The 26,166-nt window shown below is 60.3% G+C and carries 20 protein-coding genes and 4 tRNA genes; 8 read left to right on the top strand and 16 right to left on the bottom strand.

Translation table 11 applies throughout. The features are described 5' to 3' along the window. Positions 1-7 precede the first annotated feature (7 nt). Complete coding sequence (gene leuC, locus HBO12_RS24275; RefSeq protein WP_170043445.1) at positions 8-1,426, bottom strand: 3-isopropylmalate dehydratase large subunit; 1,419 nt, start codon at positions 1,424-1,426, stop codon at positions 8-10. A gap of 146 nt (positions 1,427-1,572) precedes the next feature. Between leuC and HBO12_RS24270 the strand changes: the two genes are divergently transcribed. Together HBO12_RS24270 and HBO12_RS24265 are read left to right on the top strand one after the other, a co-directional pair. After that, positions 1,573-2,463, top strand: a complete 891-nt coding sequence (locus HBO12_RS24270; protein WP_169953450.1) for a LysR family transcriptional regulator — start codon at positions 1,573-1,575, stop codon at positions 2,461-2,463. A gap of 63 nt (positions 2,464-2,526) precedes the next feature. After that, positions 2,527-5,820 carry an EAL domain-containing protein gene (locus tag HBO12_RS24265; RefSeq protein WP_170043444.1) on the top strand — a complete coding sequence of 1,098 codons (3,294 nt, stop codon included), beginning with the start codon at positions 2,527-2,529 and terminating at the stop codon, positions 5,818-5,820. 28 nt (positions 5,821-5,848) lie between these two features. Here HBO12_RS24265 and HBO12_RS24260 read toward each other — a convergent pair whose 3' ends face one another. From HBO12_RS24260 to gltX, 13 genes are all read right to left on the bottom strand, one after another. Further along, positions 5,849-7,168, bottom strand: coding sequence for a hypothetical protein (locus HBO12_RS24260; RefSeq protein WP_262377068.1), 1,320 nt, complete (start codon positions 7,166-7,168; stop codon positions 5,849-5,851). Positions 7,169-7,337: 169 nt separating this feature from the next. Then, positions 7,338-8,090, bottom strand: coding sequence for a beta/alpha barrel domain-containing protein (locus tag HBO12_RS24255; RefSeq protein WP_346266497.1), 753 nt, complete (start codon positions 8,088-8,090; stop codon positions 7,338-7,340). A 279-nt stretch (positions 8,091-8,369) separates the two neighbouring features. Next, positions 8,370-9,668 (bottom strand): hypothetical protein, encoded by a 1,299-nt coding sequence (locus tag HBO12_RS24250; RefSeq protein ID WP_170043443.1) that lies wholly within the window; start codon positions 9,666-9,668, stop codon positions 8,370-8,372. A gap of 558 nt (positions 9,669-10,226) precedes the next feature. After that, positions 10,227-10,676, bottom strand: a complete 450-nt coding sequence (locus tag HBO12_RS24245; protein ID WP_170043442.1) for an Hsp20 family protein — start codon at positions 10,674-10,676, stop codon at positions 10,227-10,229. Between the two features lie 118 nt (positions 10,677-10,794). Continuing rightward, positions 10,795-11,754 carry a tRNA dihydrouridine synthase gene (locus HBO12_RS24240; RefSeq protein WP_169953442.1) on the bottom strand — a complete coding sequence of 320 codons (960 nt, stop codon included), beginning with the start codon at positions 11,752-11,754 and terminating at the stop codon, positions 10,795-10,797. A 67-nt stretch (positions 11,755-11,821) separates the two neighbouring features. After that, on the bottom strand, positions 11,822-12,253 hold the full coding sequence (locus HBO12_RS24235) for an acyl-CoA thioesterase (RefSeq protein ID WP_169953440.1): 432 nt from the start codon (positions 12,251-12,253) through the stop codon (positions 11,822-11,824). 55 nt (positions 12,254-12,308) lie between these two features. Further along, positions 12,309-13,142, bottom strand: a complete 834-nt coding sequence (locus HBO12_RS24230) for an alpha/beta hydrolase (protein ID WP_169953439.1) — start codon at positions 13,140-13,142, stop codon at positions 12,309-12,311. Between the two features lie 30 nt (positions 13,143-13,172). Then, the gene (locus HBO12_RS24225; protein ID WP_169953437.1) at positions 13,173-13,712 is read right to left on the bottom strand and encodes a TetR/AcrR family transcriptional regulator; all 540 of its coding nucleotides are present in this window, start codon (positions 13,710-13,712) and stop codon (positions 13,173-13,175) included. A gap of 183 nt (positions 13,713-13,895) precedes the next feature. After that, a tRNA-Glu gene (locus tag HBO12_RS24220) sits at positions 13,896-13,971 on the bottom strand. A gap of 78 nt (positions 13,972-14,049) precedes the next feature. Next, positions 14,050-14,125, bottom strand: a tRNA-Ala gene (locus tag HBO12_RS24215). A gap of 49 nt (positions 14,126-14,174) precedes the next feature. Beyond that, positions 14,175-14,250, bottom strand: a tRNA-Glu gene (locus HBO12_RS24210). A gap of 77 nt (positions 14,251-14,327) precedes the next feature. Next, a tRNA-Ala gene (locus HBO12_RS24205) sits at positions 14,328-14,403 on the bottom strand. A 147-nt stretch (positions 14,404-14,550) separates the two neighbouring features. Then, positions 14,551-16,032, bottom strand: a complete 1,482-nt coding sequence (gltX, locus tag HBO12_RS24200) for a glutamate--tRNA ligase (RefSeq protein WP_169953435.1) — start codon at positions 16,030-16,032, stop codon at positions 14,551-14,553. A 198-nt stretch (positions 16,033-16,230) separates the two neighbouring features. On the opposite strand from gltX, the gene HBO12_RS24195 reads away from it, so the two are divergent. Both HBO12_RS24195 and HBO12_RS24190 read left to right on the top strand, forming a co-directional pair. Continuing rightward, positions 16,231-17,277 (top strand): HlyD family secretion protein, encoded by a 1,047-nt coding sequence (locus HBO12_RS24195; RefSeq protein ID WP_170043441.1) that lies wholly within the window; start codon positions 16,231-16,233, stop codon positions 17,275-17,277. Further along, positions 17,267-18,817: an MDR family MFS transporter gene (locus tag HBO12_RS24190; protein WP_170043440.1), complete on the top strand. Its 1,551-nt coding sequence runs from the start codon at positions 17,267-17,269 to the stop codon at positions 18,815-18,817. The genes HBO12_RS24195 and HBO12_RS24190 overlap by 11 nt, the downstream gene beginning before the upstream one ends. A gap of 119 nt (positions 18,818-18,936) precedes the next feature. On the opposite strand, the gene uvrB is transcribed toward HBO12_RS24190, so the two are convergent. Further along, a complete protein-coding gene (gene uvrB / locus HBO12_RS24185) occupies positions 18,937-20,952 on the bottom strand; it encodes an excinuclease ABC subunit UvrB (RefSeq protein ID WP_169953429.1) in 2,016 nt (671 codons plus the stop codon). A gap of 343 nt (positions 20,953-21,295) precedes the next feature. Between uvrB and HBO12_RS24180 the strand changes: the two genes are divergently transcribed. Both HBO12_RS24180 and HBO12_RS24175 read left to right on the top strand, forming a co-directional pair. Then, positions 21,296-22,492, top strand: coding sequence for an amino acid aminotransferase (locus HBO12_RS24180; RefSeq protein WP_169953427.1), 1,197 nt, complete (start codon positions 21,296-21,298; stop codon positions 22,490-22,492). 115 nt (positions 22,493-22,607) lie between these two features. Next, positions 22,608-22,817: a hypothetical protein gene (locus HBO12_RS24175; RefSeq protein WP_169953425.1), complete on the top strand. Its 210-nt coding sequence runs from the start codon at positions 22,608-22,610 to the stop codon at positions 22,815-22,817. Here the strand turns inward: HBO12_RS24175 and ptrR are convergent. Continuing rightward, positions 22,814-23,695 (bottom strand): putrescine utilization regulator PtrR, encoded by an 882-nt coding sequence (ptrR, locus tag HBO12_RS24170; RefSeq protein ID WP_170043439.1) that lies wholly within the window; start codon positions 23,693-23,695, stop codon positions 22,814-22,816. The two genes, HBO12_RS24175 and ptrR, sit on opposite strands and share 4 nt — an antisense overlap. 104 nt (positions 23,696-23,799) lie before the next feature. Between ptrR and HBO12_RS24165 the strand changes: the two genes are divergently transcribed. Together HBO12_RS24165 and HBO12_RS24160 are read left to right on the top strand one after the other, a co-directional pair. Then, entirely contained in the window at positions 23,800-25,191 is a 1,392-nt protein-coding gene (locus HBO12_RS24165) for an aldehyde dehydrogenase family protein (RefSeq protein WP_170043438.1), read from the top strand. Between the two features lie 82 nt (positions 25,192-25,273). Continuing rightward, positions 25,274-26,137 carry a sensor domain-containing diguanylate cyclase gene (locus tag HBO12_RS24160; protein WP_170043437.1) on the top strand — a complete coding sequence of 288 codons (864 nt, stop codon included), beginning with the start codon at positions 25,274-25,276 and terminating at the stop codon, positions 26,135-26,137. Positions 26,138-26,166: the final 29 nt, after the last annotated feature.

Raw genomic sequence — 26,166 nt, 5'->3', positions numbered from 1 at the left:
GTATTCCTCAGATCAATTCGCGAACGTCGATGAAACGACCGTTGACGGCAGCCGCAGCGGCCATGGCCGGGCTGACCAGGTGAGTACGACCACCGGCGCCCTGACGCCCTTCGAAGTTACGGTTGGAGGTGGACGCGCAATGCTCGCCGGACTCCAAACGGTCCGGGTTCATCGCCAGGCACATCGAGCAGCCCGGCTCGCGCCATTCAAAGCCGGCTTCGAGGAAGATTTTGTCCAGGCCTTCGGCTTCCGCCTGGGCCTTCACCAGGCCCGAACCTGGCACCACAATGGCCTGCTTGATGGTCGAGGCCACCTTGCGGCCCTTGGCGATCACCGCCGCGGCGCGCAGGTCTTCGATCCGCGAGTTGGTGCAGGAACCGATAAACACACGGTCCAACTGGATGTCAGTGATCGCCTGGTTGGCTTTCAACCCCATGTACTTCAAGGCGCGCTCGATGGAGCCGCGCTTGACCAGGTCGGCTTCCTTGGCCGGGTCCGGCACGTTCTGGTCAACGGCCAGGACCATTTCCGGCGAGGTGCCCCAGCTGACTTGCGGCTTGATCTGGGCCGCGTCGAGTTCAACCACCGTATCGAACACCGCATCCTTGTCGGACACCAGGTATTTCCAGGCTTCTACGGCGGCATCCCAATCGGCGCCCGCCGGTGCAAACGGACGACCCTTGACGTATTCGACGGTTTTTTCATCCGCCGCGACCATGCCCACGCGGGCACCGGCTTCAATGGACATGTTGCAGATGGTCATGCGGCCTTCGATGGACAGGTCGCGAATGGCGCTGCCGGCGAATTCGATGGCATGGCCGTTGCCGCCAGCGGTGCCGATCTTGCCGATCACCGCGAGCACGATGTCCTTGGCGGTGACACCAAAGGGCAAGGTGCCTTCGACCAGCACCAGCATGTTCTTCATTTTTTTAGCAACCAGGCACTGGGTGGCGAACACATGTTCCACCTCGGAAGTGCCAATACCGTGGGCCAGGGCGCCGAACGCGCCGTGGGTCGAGGTATGGGAGTCGCCGCAGACCACGGTCATGCCCGGCAAGGTCGCGCCCTGCTCCGGGCCGATTACGTGGACGATGCCCTGGCGCACGTCATTCATCTTGAATTCGGTGATGCCGTACTCGTCGCAATAGTCGTCGAGGGTCTGGACCTGCAAACGCGAGACCTGGTCGGCAATGGCTTCGATACCGCCCTTGCGCTCCGGGGTGGTCGGCACGTTGTGGTCCGGGGTGGCGATGATCGAGTCGACGCGCCATGGCTTGCGCCCGGCCAGTCGCAGGCCTTCGAACGCTTGGGGCGAGGTCACTTCGTGGATGATGTGACGGTCGATGTAGATCAGCGACGAGCCATCATCGCGCCGTTTCACTTCATGGGAATCCCAGAGTTTGTCGTAAAGCGTTTTGCCGGCCATCAGTCGGTCCTCATCAGCGTCTTTCTATGCCCTGGGCGTTGAACGATTCAATAACCCTTTGGCTTGTGAGGCTGATGCTATGGCGTTACATTAAATAACTCAAATTCATATTTTTCATGCTTTGGATAACCAGCTGGAATACGACCATGGACCTGGCCAACCTCAATGCTTTTATTGCCATCGCCGAAACCGGCAGCTTCTCCGGGGCCGGGGAACGCCTGCACTTGACGCAACCGGCAATCAGCAAGCGCATCGCCGGCCTTGAGCAACAACTGAAGGTGCGCCTGTTTGATCGACTGGGCCGGGAAGTGGGCCTGACAGAGGCCGGGCGTGCCCTGCTGCCCCGCGCCTATCAGATCCTCAATGTGCTGGATGACACCCGCCGCGCCTTGACCAACCTGACTGGCGAAGTCAGCGGACGCCTGACCCTGGCGACCAGCCATCACATCGGCCTGCACCGCCTGCCCCCGGTGTTGCGCACGTTCACCCGGGAATACCCGAACGTGGCACTGGATATTCAGTTCCTGGATTCGGAAGTCGCCTACGAGGAAATCCTCCATGGCCGTGCCGAAGTGGCCGTCATCACCCTGGCCCCGGAGCCCCACAGCCTGGTGCGAGCCACCCCGGTGTGGGACGACCCCCTGGATTTCGTGGTGGCGCCCGAACATAGCCTGGCCAGCAACGCCAGCATCAGCCTGGCCGACATTGCCCGGCACCCGGCGGTATTCCCCGGTGGCAACACCTTTACCCACCATATCGTGCACCGGCTGTTCGAGGCCCAGGGCCTGACGCCGAACATCGCCATGAGCACCAACTACCTGGAAACCATCAAGATGATGGTCTCCATCGGCTTGGCCTGGAGCGTGTTGCCGCGCACCATGCTCGATGATCAAGTGGCCAGTATCGCTTTACCGGGCATACAGCTCAGTCGCCAGCTAGGCTATATCGTGCACACCGAAAGGACGCTGTCGAACGCTGCGCGGGCTTTCATGAGCCTATTGGATGCACAGGTCGATCCGGCTGGGATGCCGGCATGAGGCCGTGCGGCCTGTAGACCCTGCTCCCGCGCCGAACGCCCATCGAGCCAAGGCCCCTTGATAATGCCCAACCCTGTCGATCCCGTGCCGCCGCTGCCGCGCATTCACGCCCTGGACCCCCAGCAGGCGGAACAAAGCTGGGAAAACGCCCCGCAACTGCTGGCGGCGCTCAATGCCGCACGGCTCGGCGCCTGGAGCTGGGATATCGACAGCGGGCGGATCAGTTGGTCGCGCGGCACCCAGGCGCTATTCGGCTTCGACCCCCGGCAGCCGTTGCCCAAGGACCTGGACTACCTCGACCTGCTGGCCGCCGAGGACCGCGGCCGCGTGATCCGGGCGTTTCACGCGGTCCTGGCCGGCGCACCCTTCGAACAAGCCATGCATCACCGCATCCAGTGGCCGGACGGCAGCCTGCACTGGCTGGAAATCAATGGCAGCCTGCTGCCGGATGCGTCCGGGCGCCGGCGCATGATCGGGGTGATCCGCGAAACCACCCAGCAGCGCGAACGCGAACATGCCCTGGGCCACTCCGAAAAACGCTTCGCCACGCTGTTCCACCTGTGCCCGAACATGGTCCTGCTGACCCGCCAGGAAGATGGCCTGATCAGCGAAGCCAACCAGTATTTTGAAAGCCTGTTCGGCTGGCCGGTGGCCGATGCCATTGGCCGCACCACCCTCGACCTGGGGCTGTGGGTCCACCCGGAGCAACGGGCCCTGTTGGTCAGGGCGACCCAGCGCAAGGGCGAGCCCATCACCATGGAGGTGCAATTTCGCGCCAGCAACGGGCAAATCCATGACGGCACCCTCAGCGCACAAAAGGTCGAGCTCGAGGGCCAGGCCTACCTGATCAGCACCTTCCTCGACACCACCGAACGCAAGAACGCCGAGCAGGCCCTCAAGGACAGCCAGGAACGCCTGGACCTGGCCCTGGACTCGGCCCAGTTGGGCACCTGGGACTGGCATATCCCCAGCGGCATGCTCTACGGCTCGGCGCGGGCCGCGCAGTTGCACGGCCTGGATCCGCACCCGTTCCATGAGTCGTTCGACGCATTTTTTGAAGGCATGCCCGATGAAGAGCGCGCCAGCATGCGCGATGCCTATCGCACCTTGCGTGAGGGGCCGGCGGGCAACTACCAACTGACCTACCGCGTGCAACTGGAAGACGGCAGCTCGCGCTACCTGGAAAGCCGCGCCCGCCTCTACCGTGACGCGCAGGGCACGCCGGTGCGCATGGCCGGCACCTTGCTGGATATCACCGACCAGGTGGAACGCGAACAGCGCCTGAGTGCCTCTGAAGAGAAGTTCGCCAGCCTGTTCCTCGCCAGCCCCGACCCGATCTGCGTCACACGCCTGGCCAGCGGCGAGTTCATCGAAATCAACCCCAGTTTCAGCCAGACCTTTGGCTGGGCCGCCGCCGAAGTCATCAACCACACCGCCGAGCAGATCGGCCTGTGGGATCAGCCAACCCAGCGCCTGCAGCGCATCGAGCAGGTGATCCGCGAGCAGTCGCTGAACAACGTGGCGATCATCGTCCACCACAAGAACGGCCAGCGCCTGACCTGCATGATTTCCAGCCGGCTGATCAAGGTCGGCAACCAGCCCTGTGTGGTCACCACCCTGCGCGATATCACCCAGCAACAGCGCTCGGAGGCGGCGCTCAAGGCCAGTGAGGAGAAATTCGCCAAGGCCTTCCATTCCAGCCCCGATGCGGTGTCCATTACCGAGCGCGACACCGGGCGCTATGTGGAGGTCAATGACGGCTTCTGCCGCCTGACCGGCTACCGCGCCGAAGAAGCCATTGGCCTGACCCTGTATCAGATCGGCATCTGGGCCGATGAAAACCAGCGCGCCGCGCTGTTGGCCGAATTGCAGATCAAGGGCCGCATCCATCACCTGGACATGCTCTGGCACAACAAGCGTGGCGAGTTGCTGGCGGTAGAAGTGTCGGTCGAGCCGATTACCCTCAATGAAACCCCGTGCCTGCTGCTGACCGCACGGGATGTCAGCCTGCTCAAGAGCGCGCAGGCGCAGATCCGCCACCTGGCCTATCACGACCCGCTGACCAACCTGCCCAATCGCGCCTTGCTGATGGACCGCCTGAGCCAGCAGATCGCCCTGCTTAAACGCCACAACCTGCGGGGTGCGCTGCTGTTTCTGGACCTGGATCACTTCAAGCACATCAACGATTCCCTCGGCCACCCGGTGGGCGACACCGTGCTGAAAATCGTCACTGCGCGCCTGGAGGCCAGCGTGCGCATGGAGGACACCGTGGCGCGCCTGGGAGGGGACGAATTCGTGGTGCTGCTCAGCGGGCTGGAAGGTACTCGGTTAGAGGTCAGCAAGCAGGTGCAGTTGCTGTCCGACACCCTGCGCGAACTGTTGTCCGAGCCGATGTTTCTCGATGGCCAGCGCTTGCAGGTCACCCCCAGCATCGGCGTGGCGCTGATTCCCGACCACGGCTCGACCCCGGCCGACCTGCTCAAGCGCGCGGATATTGCCCTGTACCGGGCCAAGGATTCGGGGCGCAATACCACGCAGATGTTCCATAACAGCATGCAACGCACCGCCAGCGAGCGCCTGCGCATGGAGACAGACCTGCGCCTGGCGTTGTCGCGGGGCGAGTTCAGTGTGCATTACCAACCCCAGGTCGATGCCCGGGGCAATCGCATTGTCGGCGCCGAGGCCCTGGTGCGCTGGCAGCATCCGCAGTTGGGTGCGCAATCGCCGACGGAGTTCATCAAGGTTCTGGAAGACAGCGGGCTGATTCTCGAGGTGGGCACCTGGATCCTCGACGAAGCCTGTGGTGCCTTTGCCCGGCTGATCGCCGAAGGCCTGGTGGAGCCGGACGGCTTCAGCCTGTGCGTGAATATCAGCCCCCGGCAGTTTCGCCAGAACGATTTTGTCGAACGGGTAGAGCGCAGCCTCAAGCAGCATCAACTGCCGTTCACCTTGCTGAAACTGGAAATCACCGAAGGCATCGTGATCCAGAACCTGGACGACACCATCGGCAAAATGCGCCGCCTGAAAAAACTCGGGGTCAGCTTCGCCATGGACGATTTCGGCACCGGTTATTCGTCATTGACCTACCTCAAGCGCCTGCCGGTCGATGCCTTGAAGATCGATCAATCGTTTGTGAGGGACGCCACCCACGACCCGAACGACGCCGAGATCATCCGCGCGATCGTGGCCATGGCGCGCAGCCTGAACCTGGAGGTGATTGCCGAAGGCGTAGAAACGCCCGAGCAACTGGCGTTCCTGCAGGGGCTGGGTTGCCATCTGTATCAGGGTTATTTGCACAGCCGGCCGTTACCCCTGGATGCATTTATAGAGCTGTTACGGCCAGGCGCCGGGACCTGAAGAGCGCTCTGGGTCCCTGCGCCGGGTATCACACTAATTTCAATGCCCGGTGGAAGTGCCCCTGCCAGTGCGAGTTTTCCAGGCTGAGTTTTTGCCCATACAGGTCCAGCTTGCCGTCGATCACCGCCACCGAGTGGTAGGTGTTGGCCAAGGTGCCCGTGGTGCCACGAGCCAGTTCTTCAACCGTACTTTCACGGATATAGGCAAACAACCCAAGCCGACGCAATGCGGCGCCGGGGTATTCACCATCGTTGAGTGTTGCCATGGCAACCTCGTAACTTTGGTTGCCACGCGAATCGTTGTTTTCCACCTGGGCCCGCTTGGCACTCACGGCGTACAAGAAGTTGGCATCGTCCAGCAGCGCCGGATTGCTACCCTTCAAGTTGGAGGCAGCCTTGGCCTGTTTCAGTTCATCGTGGGTCAGGGTCAGCTTGAAGGAATCCCTCATGAGCACTTCATAACCCTCAGCCGTGGCGGTGATCTTTTTAAAGATGCCTTGGGGATTTTGTCCAAACCGCATCATGGCCGCCTTGATCGCCGACACGGTGACACAGTTGCCTTCTGCCCCCTGGTAAAAACCGTTCCAGATATCTGCGGGTTGGGTGCCTATGGGCACACTGGATAATTTCAGGTCAGGTAAATCGACGGTTGCGGGCGATACGCCAGGCACAGTCTGGTCATTGAACAACATATAACCGTAACTTCTATCAACCCGCTGTTTTTGCCCATAATTATGTTGGGTATTGTCCATGACAAACGCGGAGCCAAAATTATGGGTTTCCACCACACCTACGGCGCCGCTGGCGGCCATGTAAGTGGCAGGCACAAACTGGGCAAAACCAATCATCCCCATGCCCCGCAGGCAGTTCTGCATCGTTTCACCCTCAAGGCTCTTGTGCAGGACCTTGTCGAAACTGTCATAGCCACCTGCTTGTTGTTTGCGCTTGGCAAAAGCGGCGAGTACAACGTTGGCGTCGTTGATGGCTGCTCGGTCGTTGCCGGAAAATCGCGAGGCCTGCGCCGTAAGTTTTAGTTCATCATGGGACACATGAACCTTAAACTCATCTTTCATCGTAATGTCATAACCATCACCGGTCGATTTAATCTCATCAAACATATCGCGGGGGCTTTGACCAAAGGTCATCATCATCATTTTGATAACAGCCGCATGGGTACTATTGTCAAAATGCTCACCGAATCCACGGGGGGTGGCGGTAAAGGCATTCACGATATCTTGGGGCTTCTCCCCGCTACTAGTTGAAAAAACGTCAGCAGAAACAGCATTGACAGGTTTATCACCCAGCCTATAACTGTCAGTAAATGACCGATTGAGCATATTCACATTCATGACAACCTCCTAACCACAGACTTATTAAAAGTATGACAAACAAGACATCGCGCAAACCCGCGCATGCCAAGCATCAGGAAAACCCAAAGTAAAATTAACGTTAAAAACCTGCGCAGGAAAACAACAGCCACTCTTATAATTTAAAACGACAACTACACAACACTACTGATCACCCGATTAACGCCACTGCATCCCCATACCGCGGCGCCCTGCCTTTTCGACCCCATAACTCTTCCTTGCCGTCGATCACTGCGACCGAATGCCGGGCGCGGTTGACCATCCCGACCTGGCCGCGGGCCAAGGTATTTACCGGGACATTTTTTATATGCTTCTTTAAGCCCAAGCGCTCGAACCCTTCCCCTGCGCCACGCTCATCTTCACCATCATTGAGACTGCGGATGGCCGCGCTGAAACTTCTCGCCGCTCGACCATCGTTGTTTTCTATCTGCGCACGCTTGGCACTGGCAGCAAACAAAAACTCAGCGTCCTTGAGCATGCCCCTGTCGCGCCCAAAAAAACGTGCGCCCGCTGCCGCCTGTTTCAACTCCTGGCTGGTCAACGTCAAATGAAAACCGTCACGCATCGTCACGTCATAGCCGCGCTCGGTTTTACTGACATTTTTGTAGATATCAGTGGGGCTTTGTCCAAACTTGTGCATGGCGGCCTTGATCGCTGAAACCGTTACGCAATTGCCATCCGGCCCTTGGCGAAAACCACCCCAGATATCATCGCATTTGGCCCCATTGCGCTTGGTCGACAAATCCGGAAGAGGTGTCTGGGGCTTTGGCACTAACGGTAAGGGCTTGATTTCAGGCGTGACAGGCGCGGGAACAACCTTGGCTTTATCAAGCTCCTTGCCACCCGACAGCAGCGCTGTAATTTGGCTCATGAACGTACTGAACATTGAAATGATGGTTTGCAAGTCCGCCGCCTGGTTTGCCCCACAGCCGTCCAGTTCAGCGACATGCCTGGGCGAGTGCTGATGGGAAAACCTGCTGACAGCCGAGCCCTGTAGCGAGGGACTAGCGGTCTCAATACTAAAAGCTCCTGCCAAGTACCCGGAACCATTACACATGACGCTGGAAGCACGGTTAACGCTTGAAACAGACATGTTTTTTCTCGCACAAAGTGCCCCTCCGGCCGATCGCTGACCGGAGAAGCAACTGATTGAAGTTAGAGGTCTATTGGCCCAAGAGGCGCGTTAAAACCGGCGATAGGGACGCGCCGACCACCCCATTTCATCAGGGCGGCATTCCGGCCCCGCAGCGGTCACATCCGGCTCAGGCCCAGGCTTATCCGGTAGCACTTCAGGGTTTGGCAGCGGGGATACCTCAGGCTTTACGCGACTGTCATTCGGGACTGCCGGTTCAGGCACCGCGTCGGGTGTCACCGCTGCAACACGGTTGGGCACCAAGCCCGGCCTCGCCCGACCATCACTCCCAGGCACCTGGGTATCAGGCGTCACCTTCGCATCGTTACCGGGCACTACCGTTGGCTTGGACTGCGGGCCAGGCCTCACCTTGGCGTCGTGGCGTATCACCACACCTGGCTCGGGTTCGAAACGAGGCGTCACTGTGACGCCGCCGCGCGGGCTGGGTGGCTGGTAAGTCGATGGGCAGTGGCAGTTGTTCACATTCACGTTCACCTGCACATGGTTGTCCGACGACACCTTGGCCTGCGCTTCTGGAGTCCCTGGCATAACCTTGACCTGCGGCAGCACCACAGGTTGTTTGCCGCCATCCAACAGTACCTTGACTTCTTTGCCGGGAGTCGCGGGCTTGGTGTCCGTGTCCAGTTTTTGCTCGGGCTTCTTATCGCTATCAACCAGGACCTTGGCGTCCTTGCCCGCGGGCACGGGCTTGCTTTCGGCGTCCGGTTTTAGCTCCGGTTTCTTGTCGCTATCAACCAGGACCTTGGCGTCCTTGCCCGCAGGTACGGGCTTGCTTTCGGCGTCCGGTTTTAGCTGGGGCTTCTTGTCTGTATCAAGCAGTAGTTTGGTGTCGTTGCTCGCAATCGCAGGCTTGCTCTCAGTGTCGGGTTTCTTCTCGGCTAGCTTGTCCGCATCGAGCTGCTTTTTTAAAGCCTGGCCTGAAATCAACAGTTTGCCGGTGGTCTGCGGTATGTGCGTAGTAGGTTTGTCTCCACCCACCTGTGCCTTTGCATCCTTAGTGGTAATGGCGGCTCTGTCCCCAAGAGCGGGTTTGGTTTCAGACGGTTTATCCGCCGTGGGCAAGGCCTCGGAAGGATGCTTTTTACCCGACAACACATCTCGCATTGCCTTGAAGAGCAGTTCGAACATATCCAGCAGCTTTGCAAGAGCATCCGTACTGACAGTTGTATTTTCCCGCCCAACTTCAACATGCCGAGTGTGTTCCGGCACTACGCTCGACTTAGTATTTAACAACTTACTCACATCACCACTTCCAGGCGGCGCGACCAGATCAAGCTGATGATTAGCAACATTGACGCTCGGAGGATTATTAACAGACAGATAAGACATTATTCATCCCTCTTTCAGAAAAGCACCAGGACGTTCAGACGCCCATGACAAACACTGTTTTTTATGACTTGAAACGGCAGCGACCGTATCGAAGTCACTGGATTCGTGGGGAAATAAGCGTTCTGGTTCCAGATATCGCGGAAAACATAAGGACACTAAAAGGTAACTTAGGACTTTTACCCATGGACTTCTGCCGAAAACCTGCTTTTCTACGGCTTGTGCCTGATAAAAACACGTCATACCCGTTAATAAACTGCTGCGAGGAAAAAAACCGTTATGATTCGCCGAGTGTGCATGACAGCGCCCATGATATTTCCCGCGCGACTAAGACTGCTGCCATGCATCCAAACAAAGAAACACTCTAACTATGCAAACACGCACCCAACCAAGAAAGTTACACACACCTGCTAGCAAACAAATAAAACAACACACCCTCAACTAAACAAAACTCCCCTCGCTATCGATTAAAACACCTGCAACCTCCTTCAAGCCCCTAAACAAAAAAAGGGCGCCAGAGGCGCCCTTTTTGCAGATGATGAAAGATTTAAAAATATGCGCTTAGTGTTGCAGCGCCGGCTTCTGCGCCCCATTGATCGGGATACGCTTGGCCTTCGCTTCTTCCGGCACGACCCGCAACAGATCGATGCTCAGCAAACCGTTACTCAGGTCAGCAGCCTTGATCTCGATATGGTCCGCCAAGCGGAATGACAGCTTGAAGGCCCGCTGGGCAATGCCTTGATGCAGATAGGTGACGCTCTCAGCCTTGGTGTCGCGCTTGCCGCCGCTGACGGTCAACACGCCCTTCTCCACCTGCAACTCCAGATCGTCTTCCTGGAAACCGGCGGCCGCGATCACAATGCGGTATTGGTCTTCGCCATGTTTCTCGACGTTATAAGGTGGGTAGCTGCTGCCCGGCTCATTGCGCAATGCGGTCTCGAACAGGTCGTTGAAACGGTCGAAACCCACGGAAGAGCGGAACAACGGCGCCAGGGAAAATGCGGTACTCATAGGTCAAATCTCCTGAAATATCAGCAAGGTTCTTTATCTCCACGACCCGAGTTCGGCATCGTGTAATCCCTAGATAAGGACCACCCATTACATTTCAAGAGAGGCTGTAAGAAAAATTTCAGGCCGCTTGCGGGTGAGGCATACCGAGCAAACGACTGACCTGCAGCAGATCGGTTTCCCGGCGCAGCGCGGTAAACAGCTCCACGGCTTGCGGGTAATTGCGCGTCAGCATCGCCAGCCACTGCTTCAAGCGGCCAGGAGCCTGGCGCTCAGTCAGTTGCGCTACAGACTGCGTCCAGAACTCCCGGAGCATGGGCTGCATCTCCTCCCAAGTCATCTCTACCACCTCTTCACCTGCACGCGCGGCGGCGATTTGCCGGGCCAGGTCGGGACGCGCTACCAGGCCGCGGCCGAGCATGATGTCTTCGACCCCACTGATCTCGCGGCAGCGCCGCCAGTCCTCGACGCTCCAGATATCACCGTTGGCAAATACCGGCACCTTGACCACGTCCTGCACGCGCGGGATCCATTCCCAATGGGCGGGGGGCTTGTAGCCATCGGCTTTGGTCCGCGCATGCACCACGATGTGCGCCGCGCCACCTTCGGCCAGGGCCGTAGCGCACACCAGCGCGCCATCCGGGCTGTCGAAGCCCAGGCGCATCTTGGCAGTCACCGGGATATGCGCCGGCACCGCACGACGCACGTGCTCGACGATCTGGTTGAGCAGCTCCGGCTCCTTGAGCAGCACCGCACCGCCACGGGATTTGTTGACGGTCTTGGCCGGGCAGCCGAAGTTCAGGTCGATTACCTGCGAACCCAGCTCGCAGGCCAGCGCGGCGTTTTCCGCCAGGCACACGGGGTCGGAACCAAGCAACTGCACGCGCAACGGCACGCCCGCAGCGGTCTTGGCGCCGTGCAGCAGTTCAGGGGCAAGCTTGTGGAAATAGGCCGGGGTCAGCAGGCGGTCGTTGACCCGGATAAATTCGGTCACGCACCAATCGATACCGCCCACCTGGGTCAGCACATCCCGCAGGATGTTGTCGACCAACCCCTCCATGGGCGCCAAGGCAATTTGCATGGAAAACACTCAACGAAAAACGTGGCGCAGTTTACTGGGTTTCCCACAGTAACCGTTAACCCCCTTGTCAGATGTGCAACGCCACGCCATAGCCCTCGATAAACTCCGCCGGCATGCGCTTGGGCTTGCCACTGGAGAGTTCGATACAGACAAAGGTGGTTTGTGCACGCAGCAAGGTGGTGCCATCACTGGGGCGTATCAGTTGGAAGCGCCGGGTCATTTTCAGGCGCTGGTCCCAATCGACGATCCAGGTCGCCAATTGCAACTCATCACCTTCGTAGCCCGCCGCCAGGTAATCGATTTCATGGCGCACTACCGCCATGGCCCGATCCAGGCGCCGGTACTCGCTGAGGTCCAGGCCCAGGCGCTGGGAATGGCGCCAGGCGCAACGCTCCAGCCAGGATACGTAGACGGCATTATTGGCATGCCCCAGGCCGTCGATATCCTCAGGGGCCACCTGCAGATCGATGATAAACGGCTTTGCCAAGTCCCAGCCCATGCCCTGCTCCCGGTCGATTAATGTCGGCGGCGAGCAGTGTAACCCATCGTTCGGCTCAAGCGGTTTGCCGCGCTGGTTCACGACAGCCGGCCAGTAGCGCCAGTACGCCTTCGACCACCCGGGGATCGGCCAGGACTTTCTGGTGCCCGCCTTGCTCCAGGCGTAACAGGCGGCTGTCGAACCAGGCCTCGTGGATCATCTGCGAAGCCTTGACCGGGACGAAGGTATCGTCTTCGGCATGCACGATCAGGCCCGGGATGTTCATTTGATAGTGCGCCACATCCAGGTGCTTGAGCGGGATGCCCAGGGAGTACTCGACCTCCTGGATAAACGCCGCCCGTGCCCGCGCCGGCATGCCGACCACTCCGGCAAAGCCGCGCAATACATCGAGCAAGCGAGAAGGCGCGGCAATGCTCACCAACGCATTGGTGCGCAGGCCCAACTGGATGGCCAGCATCGCACTGGCGCCGCCCATGGAGTGGCCGACCACCGCGTGCAACGGCGGCAACTCAGCGGCAGCCTCCAGCATCGCCCGGGCAAACAGCACCACGTGGGCCTCGCGGCCCGGCGAGCGGCCATGGGCCGGACCGTCGAGGGCAATCACCGAGTAGCCGGCACCCACCAATGCGTTGATCAGGCTGGCGAACTGGGTCGGGCGCCCTTCCCAGCCATGCATCATCAGCACCGCCGGGCCCTGGCCCCAGCGCAGGGCCGACAGGCCAAAGCGCAAGGTGATGCGCTCGGCCTGCGCCAGCAGCGGCAATTCCCAATCACGCGGCGGCAGATCCCGCGGCGTCATGAAAGCGCGACGCATCTGGTTGGCGATGGTCTGCGGCGCCAGCCTGCCCACAGTGCCGTTGACACGACGAATCCAGCTCAAGGTGCTCATCCATTCACTCCCCAGGCCCGCAAGCCTTGTTCAGCGCACTGCCGACTTGGAGGCGCGTAATACACGGTCCGACAATTCGCCAGGCCCCAGCGCCCGGGCCAATGCCAGGCCACCAATCATCAAGGCCATGTCGGCCAGGGCCTTATCGGTGTCTTCCGGGCTGGCAGCCAGTTGTGCGGCCATCAGTTCGACGTGCCGGTTCAATACATCGCGAAATTCATCTGGCAGGCGGCTCATCTCGCCGACCGTGGCCGGGATCGGACAGGCCTGGGCGGTGGAATCACGGTGCTTGCGCGACAGGTAGAACGCCGCCACCAGGGCTCGGCGCTCTTCGCCTGTCAGGCTGGGGTCCATATCGTCGATAGACGCCCGACGCGTGGCCAATAGCTGCTCGAACGCCTCCAGCATCAAGGCGTCCTTGCTTTCAAAGTGGGCGTAGAAGCCACCAACGGTCAGCCCCGCCGCTCCCATGACTTCACCCACACTCGGTTCGGCCGGGCCACGCTGGATCAGCGCGGAGCTGGCGGCCTGCAAAATACGTTCACGGGTTTGCGCTTTCTTATCGCTCATGACGGCCTCCGAATATTACGGTTAAAATATTATCTTCATAATAATTTTTAGCAAGCGCTGAATTCGACCGTTGGTCAGAAGAAGTTCTTTGAAAGAGGGAGGGAGAAAACCCAAACGCCAGACAAACAAAAGGGCCATTCAATAATTGAATGACCCTTAAAAATCCCGCAGAGCGGGTAATCGTGGCGTCCCCTAGGGGACTCGAACCCCTGTTACCGCCGTGAAAGGGCGGTGTCCTAGGCCACTAGACGAAGGGGACACAAACCTTCTATACAACTGATCAGGCTAAACCTGATCGATCCAAGGACGGTGTGGCCGGAACCTTGAACCTGTAAATTGGTGGAGCTAAACGGGATCGAACCGTTGACCTCTTGCATGCCATGCAAGCGCTCTCCCAGCTGAGCTATAGCCCCGTTTTTTCGCCTGGCGGCGCAGCAGACCTTGCGAGCTGCTTGTTGAAACTGGCGTCCCCTAGGGGACTCGAACCCCTGTTACCGCCGTGAAAGGGCGGTGTCCTAGGCCACTAGACGAAGGGGACAAAACCTTCTGTACAACATGATCAAGCTGGGCCTGATCGATTCAAGGACGGTGTGGCCAGACCTTGAACCTGTAAATTGGTGGAGCTAAACGGGATCGAACCGTTGACCTCTTGCATGCCATGCAAGCGCTCTCCCAGCTGAGCTATAGCCCCTCATCGGTGAGGACGGGGCGAATCTTAATGGCGCTTTGAAAGGCTGTCAAATTTATTTTCAACAATTTCCAAAGTTTTTTGCCGGGATAACAATCACTTACCGTCAAAACCCCGCAAAGCCGGGGTTTTGCCCTCACCAGCGCTTAACTAGGCGATAGCAGCCAGCAGCTTTTCCCATTCCTTGTTTTCTTTCTTCGATACACCGCCAAGCAAATCAAGGGCTTGGCGCAGACGGAAACGGGTCAGGTCCGGACCGAGGATTTCCATCGCATCGAGTACCGACACCGAGCTGGCTTGCCCGGTAATCGCGGCAAACATCAGCGGCATGGCATCGCGCAGCTTCAGTTCCAGGGATTCGACCACGGCCTGGATGGTCGCGGTGATGGCCTCTTTTTCCCACTGGCGCAGGCTTTCGAGCTTCCACAGGATCAACTGCATCAACTGGCGAACCTGGTCAGCCGAGAGTTTTTTCGACTCGAACAGCTTGGCATCCGGGTTCACGCCACCGGCAAAGAAGAAGCTGGCCAGCGGGGCGACCTGGCTGAAAGTCTCCACCCTGCCCTGCACCAGCGGTGCGATCTTCATCATGTACTCGGGGTTCAACGCCCACTGCTGCACACGGCTGGCGAACTCTTCCACCGGCAGGTCACGCAGCCATTGGCCGTTGAGCCACGACAGCTTCTCGATATCGAAGATCGGCCCGCCCAGCGAGACACGGGACAGGTCGAAGTTATCGACCATCTCCTGCAGCGAGAACTTCTCGCGCTCGTCCGGCATCGACCAGCCCATGCGGCCCAGGTAGTTGAGCATCGCTTCAGGCATGAAGCCCATACGCTCGTAGAAGGTCACCGAAGTCGGGTTCTTGCGCTTGGACAGCTTGCTCTTGTCCGGGTTACGCAGCAGCGGCATGTAGCACAGTTGCGGCTGTTCCCAGCCGAAATATTCGTAAAGCAGGATCAGCTTGGGTGCCGACGGCAACCATTCTTCACCACGCAACACGTGGGTGATGCCCATCAAGTGGTCGTCGACCACGTTGGCCAGGAAGTACGTCGGCAGGCCGTCGGTCTTCATCAGCACTTGCATGTCCATGCGGTCCCACGGGATCTCCACGTCGCCACGCAACATGTCCGGCACCACGCACACGCCTTCGCTCGGCACTTTCATACGGATCACGTGCGGCTCACCGGCGGCCAGGCGCGCGGCCACTTCTTCCTTGGACAGCAGCAGCGCGCGGCCGTCGTAGCGCGGGGTTTCGCCGCGGGCCTGTTGCTCGGCGCGCATCTGGTCCAGTTCTTCGGCAGTGCAGAAACACGGGAAGGCGTGGCCCATATCGACCAGTTGCTGGGTGTATTGCTTATAGATGTCGCTGCGCTCGCTCTGGCGATACGGGCCGTGCGGGCCGCCGACATCCGGGCCTTCAGCCCAGGTGATGCCCAACCAGCGCAGGGCATCGAAAATCTGCTGTTCCGACTCACGGGTCGAACGCACCTGGTCCGTGTCTTCGATCCGCAGGATGAATTCACCGCCGTGCTGCTTGGCAAAGCAGTAGTTGAACAAGGCGATGTAGGCAGTACCGACGTGGGGATCCCCAGTAGGCGATGGCGCGATGCGCGTGCGGACGGTGGTCATGGCGGGTCTCGAATGGGCAATAAAGCTGAAAATAAAACAAGGGGCGAATGGTAACAGCCCCAAGCCCCCTGGCTCCAGCGTAGGCCGATCAACAAAGGGCATATAAGCCAAGGTTGGGGCTGGAACCTCGACATGGCTATTTGCCAAATCGTTAGCTGGCTATATTCCATTACCTTTTGTAACTGACACTGCGCCGCCATGCCTGCCCAACTCAAACGCCACCTGTTTATCTTCCTGTTTATCGTCGCCCTGGTCGCCGCGGGCTTCTTTGCCCATTGGTTCTTCAAGGGACGTTTTTATGAAAGTACCGATAACGCCTACGTGCAGGGCGAGATCACCCGGGTCTCCAGCCAGCTTGGCGCGCGCATCGCCGAGGTCAAGGTGGGCGATAACCAGCACGTAGAAAAAGGCCAGTTGCTGGTCATCCTGGAGCAGGACGACTTCCTGCTGGCCATCGACCGCGCCAACGCCGCCCTCGCCACCCGCGAAGCCGAGCGCTTGCAGGCCACGAGCAAGCTAACCCAACAAGCCAGCCTGATCGCGGCCGCCGATGCCCAGGTGGCGTCCAGCCAGGCGACCCTGGGTCGCGCGCAGATCGACTTGTCCCGCGCGCAAACCCTGCGCAAGCCCGGCTATGTCTCGGAAGAACGCGTCACCACCCTGTCTGCTGACAACCACATCGCCCGCTCCCAGGTCGCCAAGGCCCAGGCTGACTCCCAAGGCCAGCGCCAGCAAGTCAGCGCCCTGAACGCCGAGATCAAGCGCCTCGACGCGCAGATCGCCAATGCCCGCGCCGACATCGCCCAGGCCGAACTGAACCTGACCCGCAGCGAAATCCACGCGCCCATCAGCGGCCTGGTTGGCCAGCGCGCCGCGCGCAACGGCCAGTATGTGCAGGCCGGCGCGTACCTGCTGTCCATCGTTCCCGACCAGGACATCTGGATCCAGGCCAACTTCAAGGAAACCCAGATCGGCCATATGGCCCCCGGGCAGACGGCCGAGCTGACCTTCGATGCCTACGGCGATACCCCCATCGAGGCGCGGGTCGACAGCCTGTTCGCCGCCTCCGGCGCGCAGTTCAGCCTGCTGCCGCCAGACAATGCCACCGGCAACTTCACCAAAGTCGTACAACGAATCCCGGTAAAACTCACCTTTGCCGCCGACAACCCACTGCACGGCAAGATCCGCCCTGGCATGTCGGTGACCGTCAAAGTGAAGATCCAAGACCCTGACCATGGCCGGTGATCAACTGCTGCGCCCGGTCGGCGAACCGACCCGGCGCGACTGGATCGCGGTAATGAGCGTCATGCTCGGCGCCTTCATGGCGGTGCTCGACATCCAGATCACCAACTCCTCGCTCAAGGACATCCAGGGCGCGCTGTCGGCCACCCTGGAAGAAGGCTCGTGGATTTCCACCTCCTACCTTGTAGCTGAAATCATCATGATCCCCCTCACCGCCTGGCTGGTGCAGTTGCTCTCGGCACGGCGCCTGGCGGTGTGGGTCTCGGTGGGGTTCCTCATCGCTTCGCTGATGTGTTCCATGGCCTGGAGCCTGGAAAGCATGATCGTGTTCCGCGCCCTGCAAGGCTTTACCGGCGGTGCGCTGATCCCGCTGGCCTTCACCCTGACCCTGATCAAACTGCCCGAACACCATCGCGCCAAGGGCATGGCGATGTTCGCCATGACGGCCACCTTTGCCCCCTCCATCGGCCCGACCATTGGCGGCTGGCTCACGGAAAACTGGGGCTGGGAATACATCTTCTATATCAACGTACCGCCAGGGCTGCTGATGATCGCCGGCCTGCTGTATGGCCTGGAGAAAAAGGCCGCGCACTGGGAATTGCTCAAAAGCACCGACTACATGGGCATCTTCACCCTGGCCGTGGGCCTGGGCTGTTTGCAGGTATTTCTTGAAGAGGGGCATCGCAAGGACTGGCTGGAATCGAGCCTGATCGTCAGCCTGGGCAGCATTGCCCTGTTGAGCCTAATCACCTTCGTCATCGTGCAGTTGTCCAAGCCCAACCCGCTGATCAACCTGGGCATCCTCGCCAACCGCAACTTTGGACTTTCAAGCATTTCCAGCCTGGGCATGGGCGTGGGGCTGTATGGCTCGATCTACCTGCTGCCGCTGTACCTGGCGCAGATCCAGAACTACAACGCCCTGCAAATCGGCGAAGTGATCATGTGGATGGGGGTGCCGCAGTTGTTCCTGATCCCGCTGGTGCCGAAACTGATGAAATACGTGTCGCCGAAGTGGCTTTGCGCGGTGGGATTTGGCCTGTTTGGCTTTGCGAGTTTTTCCTCGGGCGTGCTCAACCCGGACTTTGCCGGCAGCCAGTTCAACCAGATCCAGATCATCCGTGCCCTCGGCCAGCCGCTGATCATGGTCACCATTTCGTTGATCGCCACCGCGTACATCCTGCCCCAAGACGCAGGCTCGGCGTCGAGCCTGTTCAATATCCTGCGAAACCTGGGCGGTGCCATCGGTATTGCGCTGCTGGCGACGTTACTGGATGCGCGGACCAAGACCTACTTTGACTACCTACGCGAAGCCATTGTGCCGACCAACCCGCAGGTGGCCGAGCGCATGGCGATGCTGACCCAGAAGTTTGGCAATGAGACGGCAGCGCTGGGCAAGCTCAGTGAGATTGCGCATCAACAGGCGCAGATCATGGCCTACAACGATGCATTTCACTTTGTGGGGTTAGCGTTGGCGGTGAGCATGCTGGCGATCTTTTTGACCAAGGCGTTGCCGGCGGGGCTCAAGGCTGGGGAAGCCCACTAGACCGAGTTGCCCCTATCGCGAGCAAGCCCGCTCCCACATTCGACTGCATTCCAAAGGTGGAACTCGATCAAATGTGCGAGCGGCTTGCCTGCGATGAGGCCCGAGCAGTCAACGCAAATTCAGACCGCCAGCAACCGCTCGCGCAACTTGCCAATCTCATCGCGCATCTGCGCTGCCGCTTCAAACTCCAGGTCCCGCGCCAACTGGTACATCTTCTCTTCCAACTGGCGGATACGCTTGGTGATTTCACTCGGCGAGCGCAGTTCGTTTTCGTACTTGGCGCTTTCCTCGGCAGCCTTGGCCATGCCTTTGCGCTTCTTGCTGCGTGAACCCGGTACGGTGGCGCCTTCCATAATGTCGGCGACGTCCTTGAACACGCCCTTGGGGGTGATGCCATTGGCCAGGTTGAACGCAATCTGCTTGTCGCGGCGGCGCTCGGTCTCGCCGATGGCGCGTTCCATGGAGCCGGTGATGCGGTCGGCGTACAGGATCGCGCGGCCGTTGAGGTTACGCGCCGCACGGCCGATGGTCTGGATCAACGAACGCTCGGAGCGCAGGAAACCCTCCTTGTCCGCATCCAGGATTGCCACCAGCGACACCTCGGGCATGTCCAGGCCTTCACGCAGCAGGTTGATGCCCACCAGCACATCAAAGGTGCCCAGGCGCAGGTCGCGGATGATTTCCACGCGCTCCACGGTGTCGATGTCCGAGTGCAGGTAACGCACGCGCACGCCGTGGTCGGCCAGGTAATCGGTAAGGTCTTCGGACATGCGCTTAGTCAGCGTGGTGACCAGCACCCGCTCTTCCAGGGCCACGCGCTTGGTGATTTCCGACAGCAGGTCATCGACCTGGGTCAGGGCCGGGCGGATCTCGATTTGCGGGTCGACCAGGCCGGTGGGGCGCACCAGTTGCTCGATCACCCGGCCAGCATGCTCGGCCTCGTAGTTGCCCGGCGTGGCGGACACAAAGATGGTCTGCGGGCTGATGCTTTCCCATTCGTCAAAGCGCATCGGCCGGTTATCCAGCGCCGAAGGCAGGCGGAAGCCGTATTCCACCAGGGTTTCCTTGCGCGAGCGGTCGCCTTTATACATGGCGCCGACTTGCGGCACGCTGACGTGGGATTCGTCGATCACCAGCAAAGCATCCGCCGGCAGGTAGTCGTAGAGGGTCGGCGGCGGCGCACCGGACTCACGGCCCGACAGGTAGCGCGAGTAGTTTTCGATGCCGTTGCAGTAGCCCAGTTCGAGAATCATCTCCAGGTCAAAACGCGTGCGCTGCTCCAGGCGCTGGGCTTCCACCAGCTTGTTATTGGCGCGCAGGTATTCGAGGCGCTCGGCCAGCTCGGCCTTGATCCCTTCCATGGCATCCAAAAGGGTTTCACGGGGCGTCACATAGTGGCTTTTTGGATAGAAGGTAAAGCGCGGCAGTTTGCGGATCACTTCGCCGGTCAACGGGTCGAAGGCCGACAGGCTCTCGACCTCATCGTCGAACAGCTCGATCCGGATCGCTTCCAGGTCCGACTCTGCCGGGTAAATATCGATCACATCCCCACGCACACGGAAGGTCGCACGGGCAAAGTCCATGTCGTTGCGGGTGTACTGCAAATCCGCCAGGCGTCGCAGCAAGGCACGCTGGTCGAGTTTGTCGCCGCGATCGACGTGCAACACCATCTTCAGATAAGTTTCCGGGCTGCCCAGGCCGTAGATGCAAGAAACGGTGGTGACGATGATCGCGTCCTTGCGCTCCAGCAGCGCCTTGGTCGCCGACAGCCGCATCTGCTCGATATGGTCGTTGATCGACGCATCCTTCTCGATAAAGGTATCGGAGGACGGCACATAGGCTTCGGGCTGGTAGTAGTCGTAGTAGGAAACGAAGTACTCCACCGCGTTGTTCGGGAAGAACGCCTTGAACTCCCCATACAACTGCGCGGCCAGGGTCTTGTTTGGCGCCAGCACCAGGGTCGGGCGGTTGATCTGCGCGATCACGTTGGCGATGCTGAAGGTCTTGCCCGAACCGGTCACCCCGAGCAACGTCTGGTGGGCCAGGCCGGCCTCGATGCCTTCGACCATCAGGCGGATGGCCTCGGGCTGGTCGCCAGCAGGTTCAAAGCGGGTGACTAGTTGGAAATCCGACATAACGTACCTCTTGAAGTCACCCCAGACTGTAAACCCGTCGGGGACGAAAAAGACCACAGCCCGCGAAGTTTCAGAGCAGACCGTAGGAAAAAACCATGATAGCTGTAGAAGTGGAGGCGAATGTGACGGGTTTCAAGGCACTCGCCCTACATGCCTGTGGCCATCAATGTTGCAATAAGACTAACGGTCGATAAATAAACCGAAAAACTTGGCCGAAAAGCCGTTTCGGCTGTCGCCGCGAGCGGTGTTGGCCTCTATACTAGCTCCCCGTTTGTGCACCGCTCTAGTGCATTCGGCTGGAGCGCGACACGTCCCTCCATTCCCCCATAGAGCTGCCGCAAAAATGAGCCTGTTCTCCGCTGTCGAAATGGCACCACGCGATCCTATCCTGGGCCTCAACGAAGCATTCAACGCCGATACCCGTACTACCAAGGTCAACCTTGGCGTAGGCGTTTACTGCAACGAGGAGGGGAAGATTCCACTCCTGCGTGCCGTTGCCGAAGCGGAAGCCATTCGCGTGGCGCAACACGCCGCTCGTGGCTACCTGCCGATCGATGGCATTGCCGCCTACGACCTGGCCGTACAGAAGCTGCTGTTTGGCGCCGAGTCGCCATTGCTGAGCGCTGGCCGCGTGATCACCGCCCAGGCCGTTGGCGGCACCGGCGCGCTGAAAATCGGTGCCGATTTCCTCAAGCAGCTGCTGCCCAATGCCGTGGTTGCCATCAGCGACCCGAGCTGGGAAAACCACCAGGCGCTGTTTGAAAAAGCCGGCTTCCCGGTGCAGACCTATCGTTACTACGATGCCGCCACCCACGACGTGAACCGCGCCGGCCTGCTGGAAGACCTCAACGCCCTGCCCGCCCAGTCCATCGTCGTGCTGCACGCCTGCTGCCACAACCCGACCGGCGTCGACCTGAGCCCGGCCGACTGGAAAGACGTGCTGGAAGTGGTCAAGGCCAAGAACCTGGTGCCGTTCCTCGACATGGCCTACCAGGGCTTTGGCGACGGTATCGACGAAGATGCCGCCGCTGTGCGCCTGTTCGCCGAGTCGGGCCTGACCTTCTTTGTGTCCAGCTCGTTCTCCAAATCGTTCTCGCTGTACGGCGAGCGCGTGGGCGCACTGTCGATCGTCAGCGAGTCGAAAGAAGAAAGCGCGCGCATCCTGTCCCAGGTCAAGCGCGTGATCCGCACCAACTACTCCAACCCGCCGACCCACGGCGCGGCGATTGTGGCGGCGGTGCTCAACAACCCAGAGCTGCGCGCCCAGTGGGAAGCGGAACTGGCCGAAATGCGCCTGCGCATCCGCGGCATGCGCGAGCAGATGGTCAGCGAGCTGGCCAAGGCAGCGCCGGGCCACGACTTCAGCTTCGTCGGTCGCCAGCGCGGGATGTTCTCCTACTCCGGCCTGACCGTAGAGCAAGTCACCCGCCTGCGTAACGAGTTCGGCATCTACGCCCTCGACACCGGCCGCATCTGCGTGGCGGCGTTGAACCAGGCGAACATCGCTGCCGTGACCAAGGCGATTGTGCAGGTGCTGTAAGCCTGAGCGCGGGGTACGAAGGGGGAAGCCAATGGCTTCCCCTTTTTTGTGCGAGACTCTGTAGGAGCCGGCTCCTACAGAGGCCGTGTTCCTTCACCATTGATATGAGCCGCCTATGAGAAACGACGACCTGGACCTGCGTGCCGACCGCGACGAACTGGACCACTTCACCCCGCGCACGCCCCCAGCCAAGCGGCCAAAAAGCCTGGTCCTGCAAGTCGCCCTGGGCGTCTTCCTCGGCGGCCTGGCCCTGTGGCTGGTACAGCTGGGCGCCACGGCGCTGATGGCGAAACTGGCGATGGGCACCCTGCAATTTGGTGGCTAGCTTGCCCGCTCCTGCAGGGGAATGCGTTCCTCCAGCAGTTGCACAAAGCTGTCCAGACTCTGCGACACCGTGCCTCGGCGCCAGATCAGCCAGGTGTTGAGCAGGCGGAACTCGTCCGCCAACGGCCACACGCTGACCGTGGTAAACCCCGGCATGCTCTCTAGCATACTGCGTGGCATCAGCGCCAAACCGGCGCCGGCGCTGACGCAGGCGAGCATGCCGTGGTACGACTCCATCTCGAAAATCTTCCCCGGCACCGCGCCATCCTGGGAAAACCAACGCTCAAAGTGATGCCGGTACGAGCAGTTGGAGCGAAAGGTATAAATGCTCGCCCCGTTCACATCCTGCCCACGGGTGATCGGCCCGTGATGCAACGGCGCAATCACCACCATTTCCTCTTCAAACACCGCCACGCCTTCCAAGGTGGGGTGCAACACCGGGCCGTCGACAAATGCCGCCGCCAGTCGGCCCGATAGCACGCCTTCGATCATCGTCCCCGAGGGCCCGGTGGTCAGGTCCAGCTCGACCTTGGCGTGTTTCTGGTTGTAGGCCGCAAGCAACGCCGGGATGCGCACGGCGGCGGTACTTTCCAGCGACCCCAGGGCAAATGGCCCCTGGGGTTCCTCACCCGCCACGGTGGCGCGAGCCTCTTTCACCAGGTCGAGGATGCGCCGCGCATAGCCGAGGAAATTCCAGCCGGCAGGCGACAGACGCAGGCGACTTTTCTCACGGATAAACAACTCCACACCCAGGTCCTGCTCCAGTTGCTTGATACGCGTGGTCAGGTTCGACGGCACCCGATGAATCAATTGTGCGGCAGCGCTGATACTGCCTTGCTCGGCCACGGCCTTGAAAATCTCCAGTTGCACCAGATCCAAGTCATTCTCCAATCGTGAACGTATTGCTTAATATTATTCAGTTCCCGGAAAAGATATAGCCCCGTACGCTGGGCATCTTCTCCAACACTGCGCAGGACGGTGCCATGACCGCTATTTCTCACCAGACCCATGCCTTGTCGATCAACCCCGCCAATGGCGAAACCGTCGGCAGCTACCCGTACGAATCCGCCGCACAACTGGACGCCGCCCTCACCCGCGCCAGCACCGCCTTTCGCAAGGGTCGCCATACACCCGTGGCACAGCGCGCCGAATTGCTCCTGGCCCTGGCCGGCGCCCTGCGCGAACAAGCTGAAGAAATGGCGCAAATGATCACCCTGGAAATGGGCAAGCCCATCGCCCAGGCCCGTGGTGAAATCGAGAAATGCGCCTTGCTGGCCGAGTGGTACGCCGCCCACGGGCCGGCCATGCTCGCGCCGGAGCCGACCCTGGTCGACAACGGCAGCGCCCGGATTGAATATCGCCCGCTGGGCCCGATCCTCGCCGTAATGCCGTGGAACTTCCCGGTCTGGCAGGTACTGCGCGGTGCCGTGCCGACCATGCTCAGCGGCAACACCTACGTGCTCAAGCACGCGCCCAACGTGATGGGCAGCGCCTACCTGATGCAACGGGCCTTCCACACAGCCGGCTTCGCCGAAGGCTTGTTTGAAGTGATCAACGTCACCGCGCACGGTGTGTCCCAGGCCATCGCCGACCCGCGCATCGCCGCCGTGACCCTGACCGGCAGCGTACGCGCGGGTATCGCTATCGGCTCCCAGGCCGGCGCTGCGTTGAAAAAATGTGTGCTGGAACTGGGCGGCTCCGACCCCTTCATCGTGCTCAACGACGCCGACCTCGATGCCGCCGTGCAAGCCGCCGTGACCGGCCGCTTCCAGAATTCAGGCCAGGTCTGCGCCGCCGCCAAGCGCCTGATCATCGAGCAAGGCGTGGTCGAGGCCTTCACCGCCAAATTCCTTGAAGCCAGCCGGCAACTGGTGATGGGCGACCCGACATCGAACGACACCTATATCGGCCCCATGGCCCGCTTCGACCTGCGCGACGAACTGCACGCACAAGTCCAGGCAACCCTGGCCGAAGGCGCCAGCCTGCTGCTGGGCGGCCACCCCATCGAAGGGCCAGGCAACTATTACGCCCCCACCGTCCTGGCCGATGTCACCGACCAGATGACCTCGTTCAAGCAGGAACTGTTCGGCCCCGTCGCCTCGATCATCACCGCCCGCGACGCCGACCACGCCGTGGCCCTGGCCAACGACAGCGAGTTCGGCCTCACCGCCAGCGTCTTTACCCGCGACCCGGCCAAGGCGCGCGAGATCGCCAACCAGTTGGAAACCGGCGGCATCTTTATCAACGCCTACAGCGTGTCCGATCCTCGGGTGGCGTTTGGCGGGGTGAAAAAGAGTGGGTTTGGCCGCGAATTGTCACATTTCGGCGTGCGCGAATTCTGCAATGCGCAGACGGTATGGGTAGATCGGCGGTAGGCCGATCATCAAGATTCCTCATTGCCAGCTTGCGGGTTCAGGATATGATCAGGCCGTTATTTGAACCGGACTGCACTGACCCATGCCCGTTGACCTGCAAGCGCTCTATCCCAAACTGATCCATCTGATGCTGGATACGGTTTTCGTGGTCGACAGGGACAACCAGATTGCATTTGTCAGCGACGCCTGCGAGGCACTGCTCGGCTACCGTGCCGACGAGCTGACCGGCAGCCTGATCACCGACTACATGCACCCCGAAGACCTGGCAGCCACCCGGGCCTCGATTATTCGGGTGATGAACGGCCAGCCCCACGTGGACTTCCGCAACCGCTATATCCGCAAGGATGGCAGCCTCGTCCATATCCTGTGGGCGGCGTTCTGGTCCGAGGATGTCGGCGCGCGGATCGGCGTGGCACGGGACATCACCGCCCTCACCCAGGCCGAGGAAGAACTGCGCTTCCTCGCCCATCACGACCCGCTGACCGCCCTGACCAACCGCTCGCTGTTCAATGATCGCCTCGATTCGGCCCTGCGCAACGCACGCCGGCAGAAGAGCACGCTGGCGCTGCTGTTCCTGGATATCAATGACTTCAAAGGCATCAACGATGTGCATGGGCATGTCGCCGGCGACCGCGTGCTGTGCACCATCGCCAGGCGCCTGGAAGCCTGTGTGCGCGAGACCGACACGGTGGCGCGGATGGGTGGCGATGAATTCACCGTGCTGTTGACCGACCTTCATTGCGAAAACGCCGTGGCCGAGAAGGTGCAGCAGATCCTCGCCATCATGGCCGCCCCCCTTGGCCCTGAGTTTGGCCCGGTGAAAATGCCGTCGTGCAGTATCGGCGTGGCGCGTTACCCGGATGACGGGGAAGATGCCGACACCCTGCTCAGCCATGCCGATGGCGATATGTACCGGGTGAAAAAACTGCACCGCGCGGCGGGGTGAAAGTCGCCCCTGCCCTGGCGATTACCCAC

This window comes from Pseudomonas sp. WS 5059 (assembly GCF_012985525.1).
In the GTDB taxonomy this organism is placed as follows: Bacteria; Pseudomonadota; Gammaproteobacteria; order Pseudomonadales; family Pseudomonadaceae; genus Aquipseudomonas.
This window is presented reverse-complemented; position numbering and strand designations above follow the sequence as displayed.

Bases quoted from the DNA above. Each gene is read 5' to 3' on its own strand.
- HBO12_RS24245 (WP_170043442.1), bottom strand. From the start codon at position 10,676: ATGAGTACCGCATTTTCCCTGGCGCCGTTGTTCCGCTCTTCCGTGGGT.
- HBO12_RS24165 (WP_170043438.1), top strand. From the start codon at position 23,800: ATGACCGCTATTTCTCACCAGACCCATGCCTTGTCGATCAACCCCGCC.
- uvrB (WP_169953429.1), bottom strand. From the start codon at position 20,952: ATGTCGGATTTCCAACTAGTCACCCGCTTTGAACCTGCTGGCGACCAG.
- HBO12_RS24250 (WP_170043443.1), bottom strand. From the start codon at position 9,668: ATGTCTTATCTGTCTGTTAATAATCCTCCGAGCGTCAATGTTGCTAAT.
- HBO12_RS24230 (WP_169953439.1), bottom strand. From the start codon at position 13,142: ATGAGCACCTTGAGCTGGATTCGTCGTGTCAACGGCACTGTGGGCAGG.
- HBO12_RS24160 (WP_170043437.1), top strand. From the start codon at position 25,274: ATGCCCGTTGACCTGCAAGCGCTCTATCCCAAACTGATCCATCTGATG.
- HBO12_RS24190 (WP_170043440.1), top strand. From the start codon at position 17,267: ATGGCCGGTGATCAACTGCTGCGCCCGGTCGGCGAACCGACCCGGCGC.
- HBO12_RS24265 (WP_170043444.1), top strand. From the start codon at position 2,527: ATGCCCAACCCTGTCGATCCCGTGCCGCCGCTGCCGCGCATTCACGCC.
- HBO12_RS24175 (WP_169953425.1), top strand. From the start codon at position 22,608: ATGAGAAACGACGACCTGGACCTGCGTGCCGACCGCGACGAACTGGAC.
- HBO12_RS24225 (WP_169953437.1), bottom strand. From the start codon at position 13,712: ATGAGCGATAAGAAAGCGCAAACCCGTGAACGTATTTTGCAGGCCGCC.
- HBO12_RS24270 (WP_169953450.1), top strand. From the start codon at position 1,573: ATGGACCTGGCCAACCTCAATGCTTTTATTGCCATCGCCGAAACCGGC.
- HBO12_RS24195 (WP_170043441.1), top strand. From the start codon at position 16,231: ATGCCTGCCCAACTCAAACGCCACCTGTTTATCTTCCTGTTTATCGTC.
- HBO12_RS24260 (WP_262377068.1), bottom strand. From the start codon at position 7,168: ATGAATGTGAATATGCTCAATCGGTCATTTACTGACAGTTATAGGCTG.
- HBO12_RS24180 (WP_169953427.1), top strand. From the start codon at position 21,296: ATGAGCCTGTTCTCCGCTGTCGAAATGGCACCACGCGATCCTATCCTG.
- HBO12_RS24240 (WP_169953442.1), bottom strand. From the start codon at position 11,754: ATGCAAATTGCCTTGGCGCCCATGGAGGGGTTGGTCGACAACATCCTG.
- gltX (WP_169953435.1), bottom strand. From the start codon at position 16,032: ATGACCACCGTCCGCACGCGCATCGCGCCATCGCCTACTGGGGATCCC.
- HBO12_RS24235 (WP_169953440.1), bottom strand. From the start codon at position 12,253: ATGGGCTGGGACTTGGCAAAGCCGTTTATCATCGATCTGCAGGTGGCC.
- leuC (WP_170043445.1), bottom strand. From the start codon at position 1,426: ATGGCCGGCAAAACGCTTTACGACAAACTCTGGGATTCCCATGAAGTG.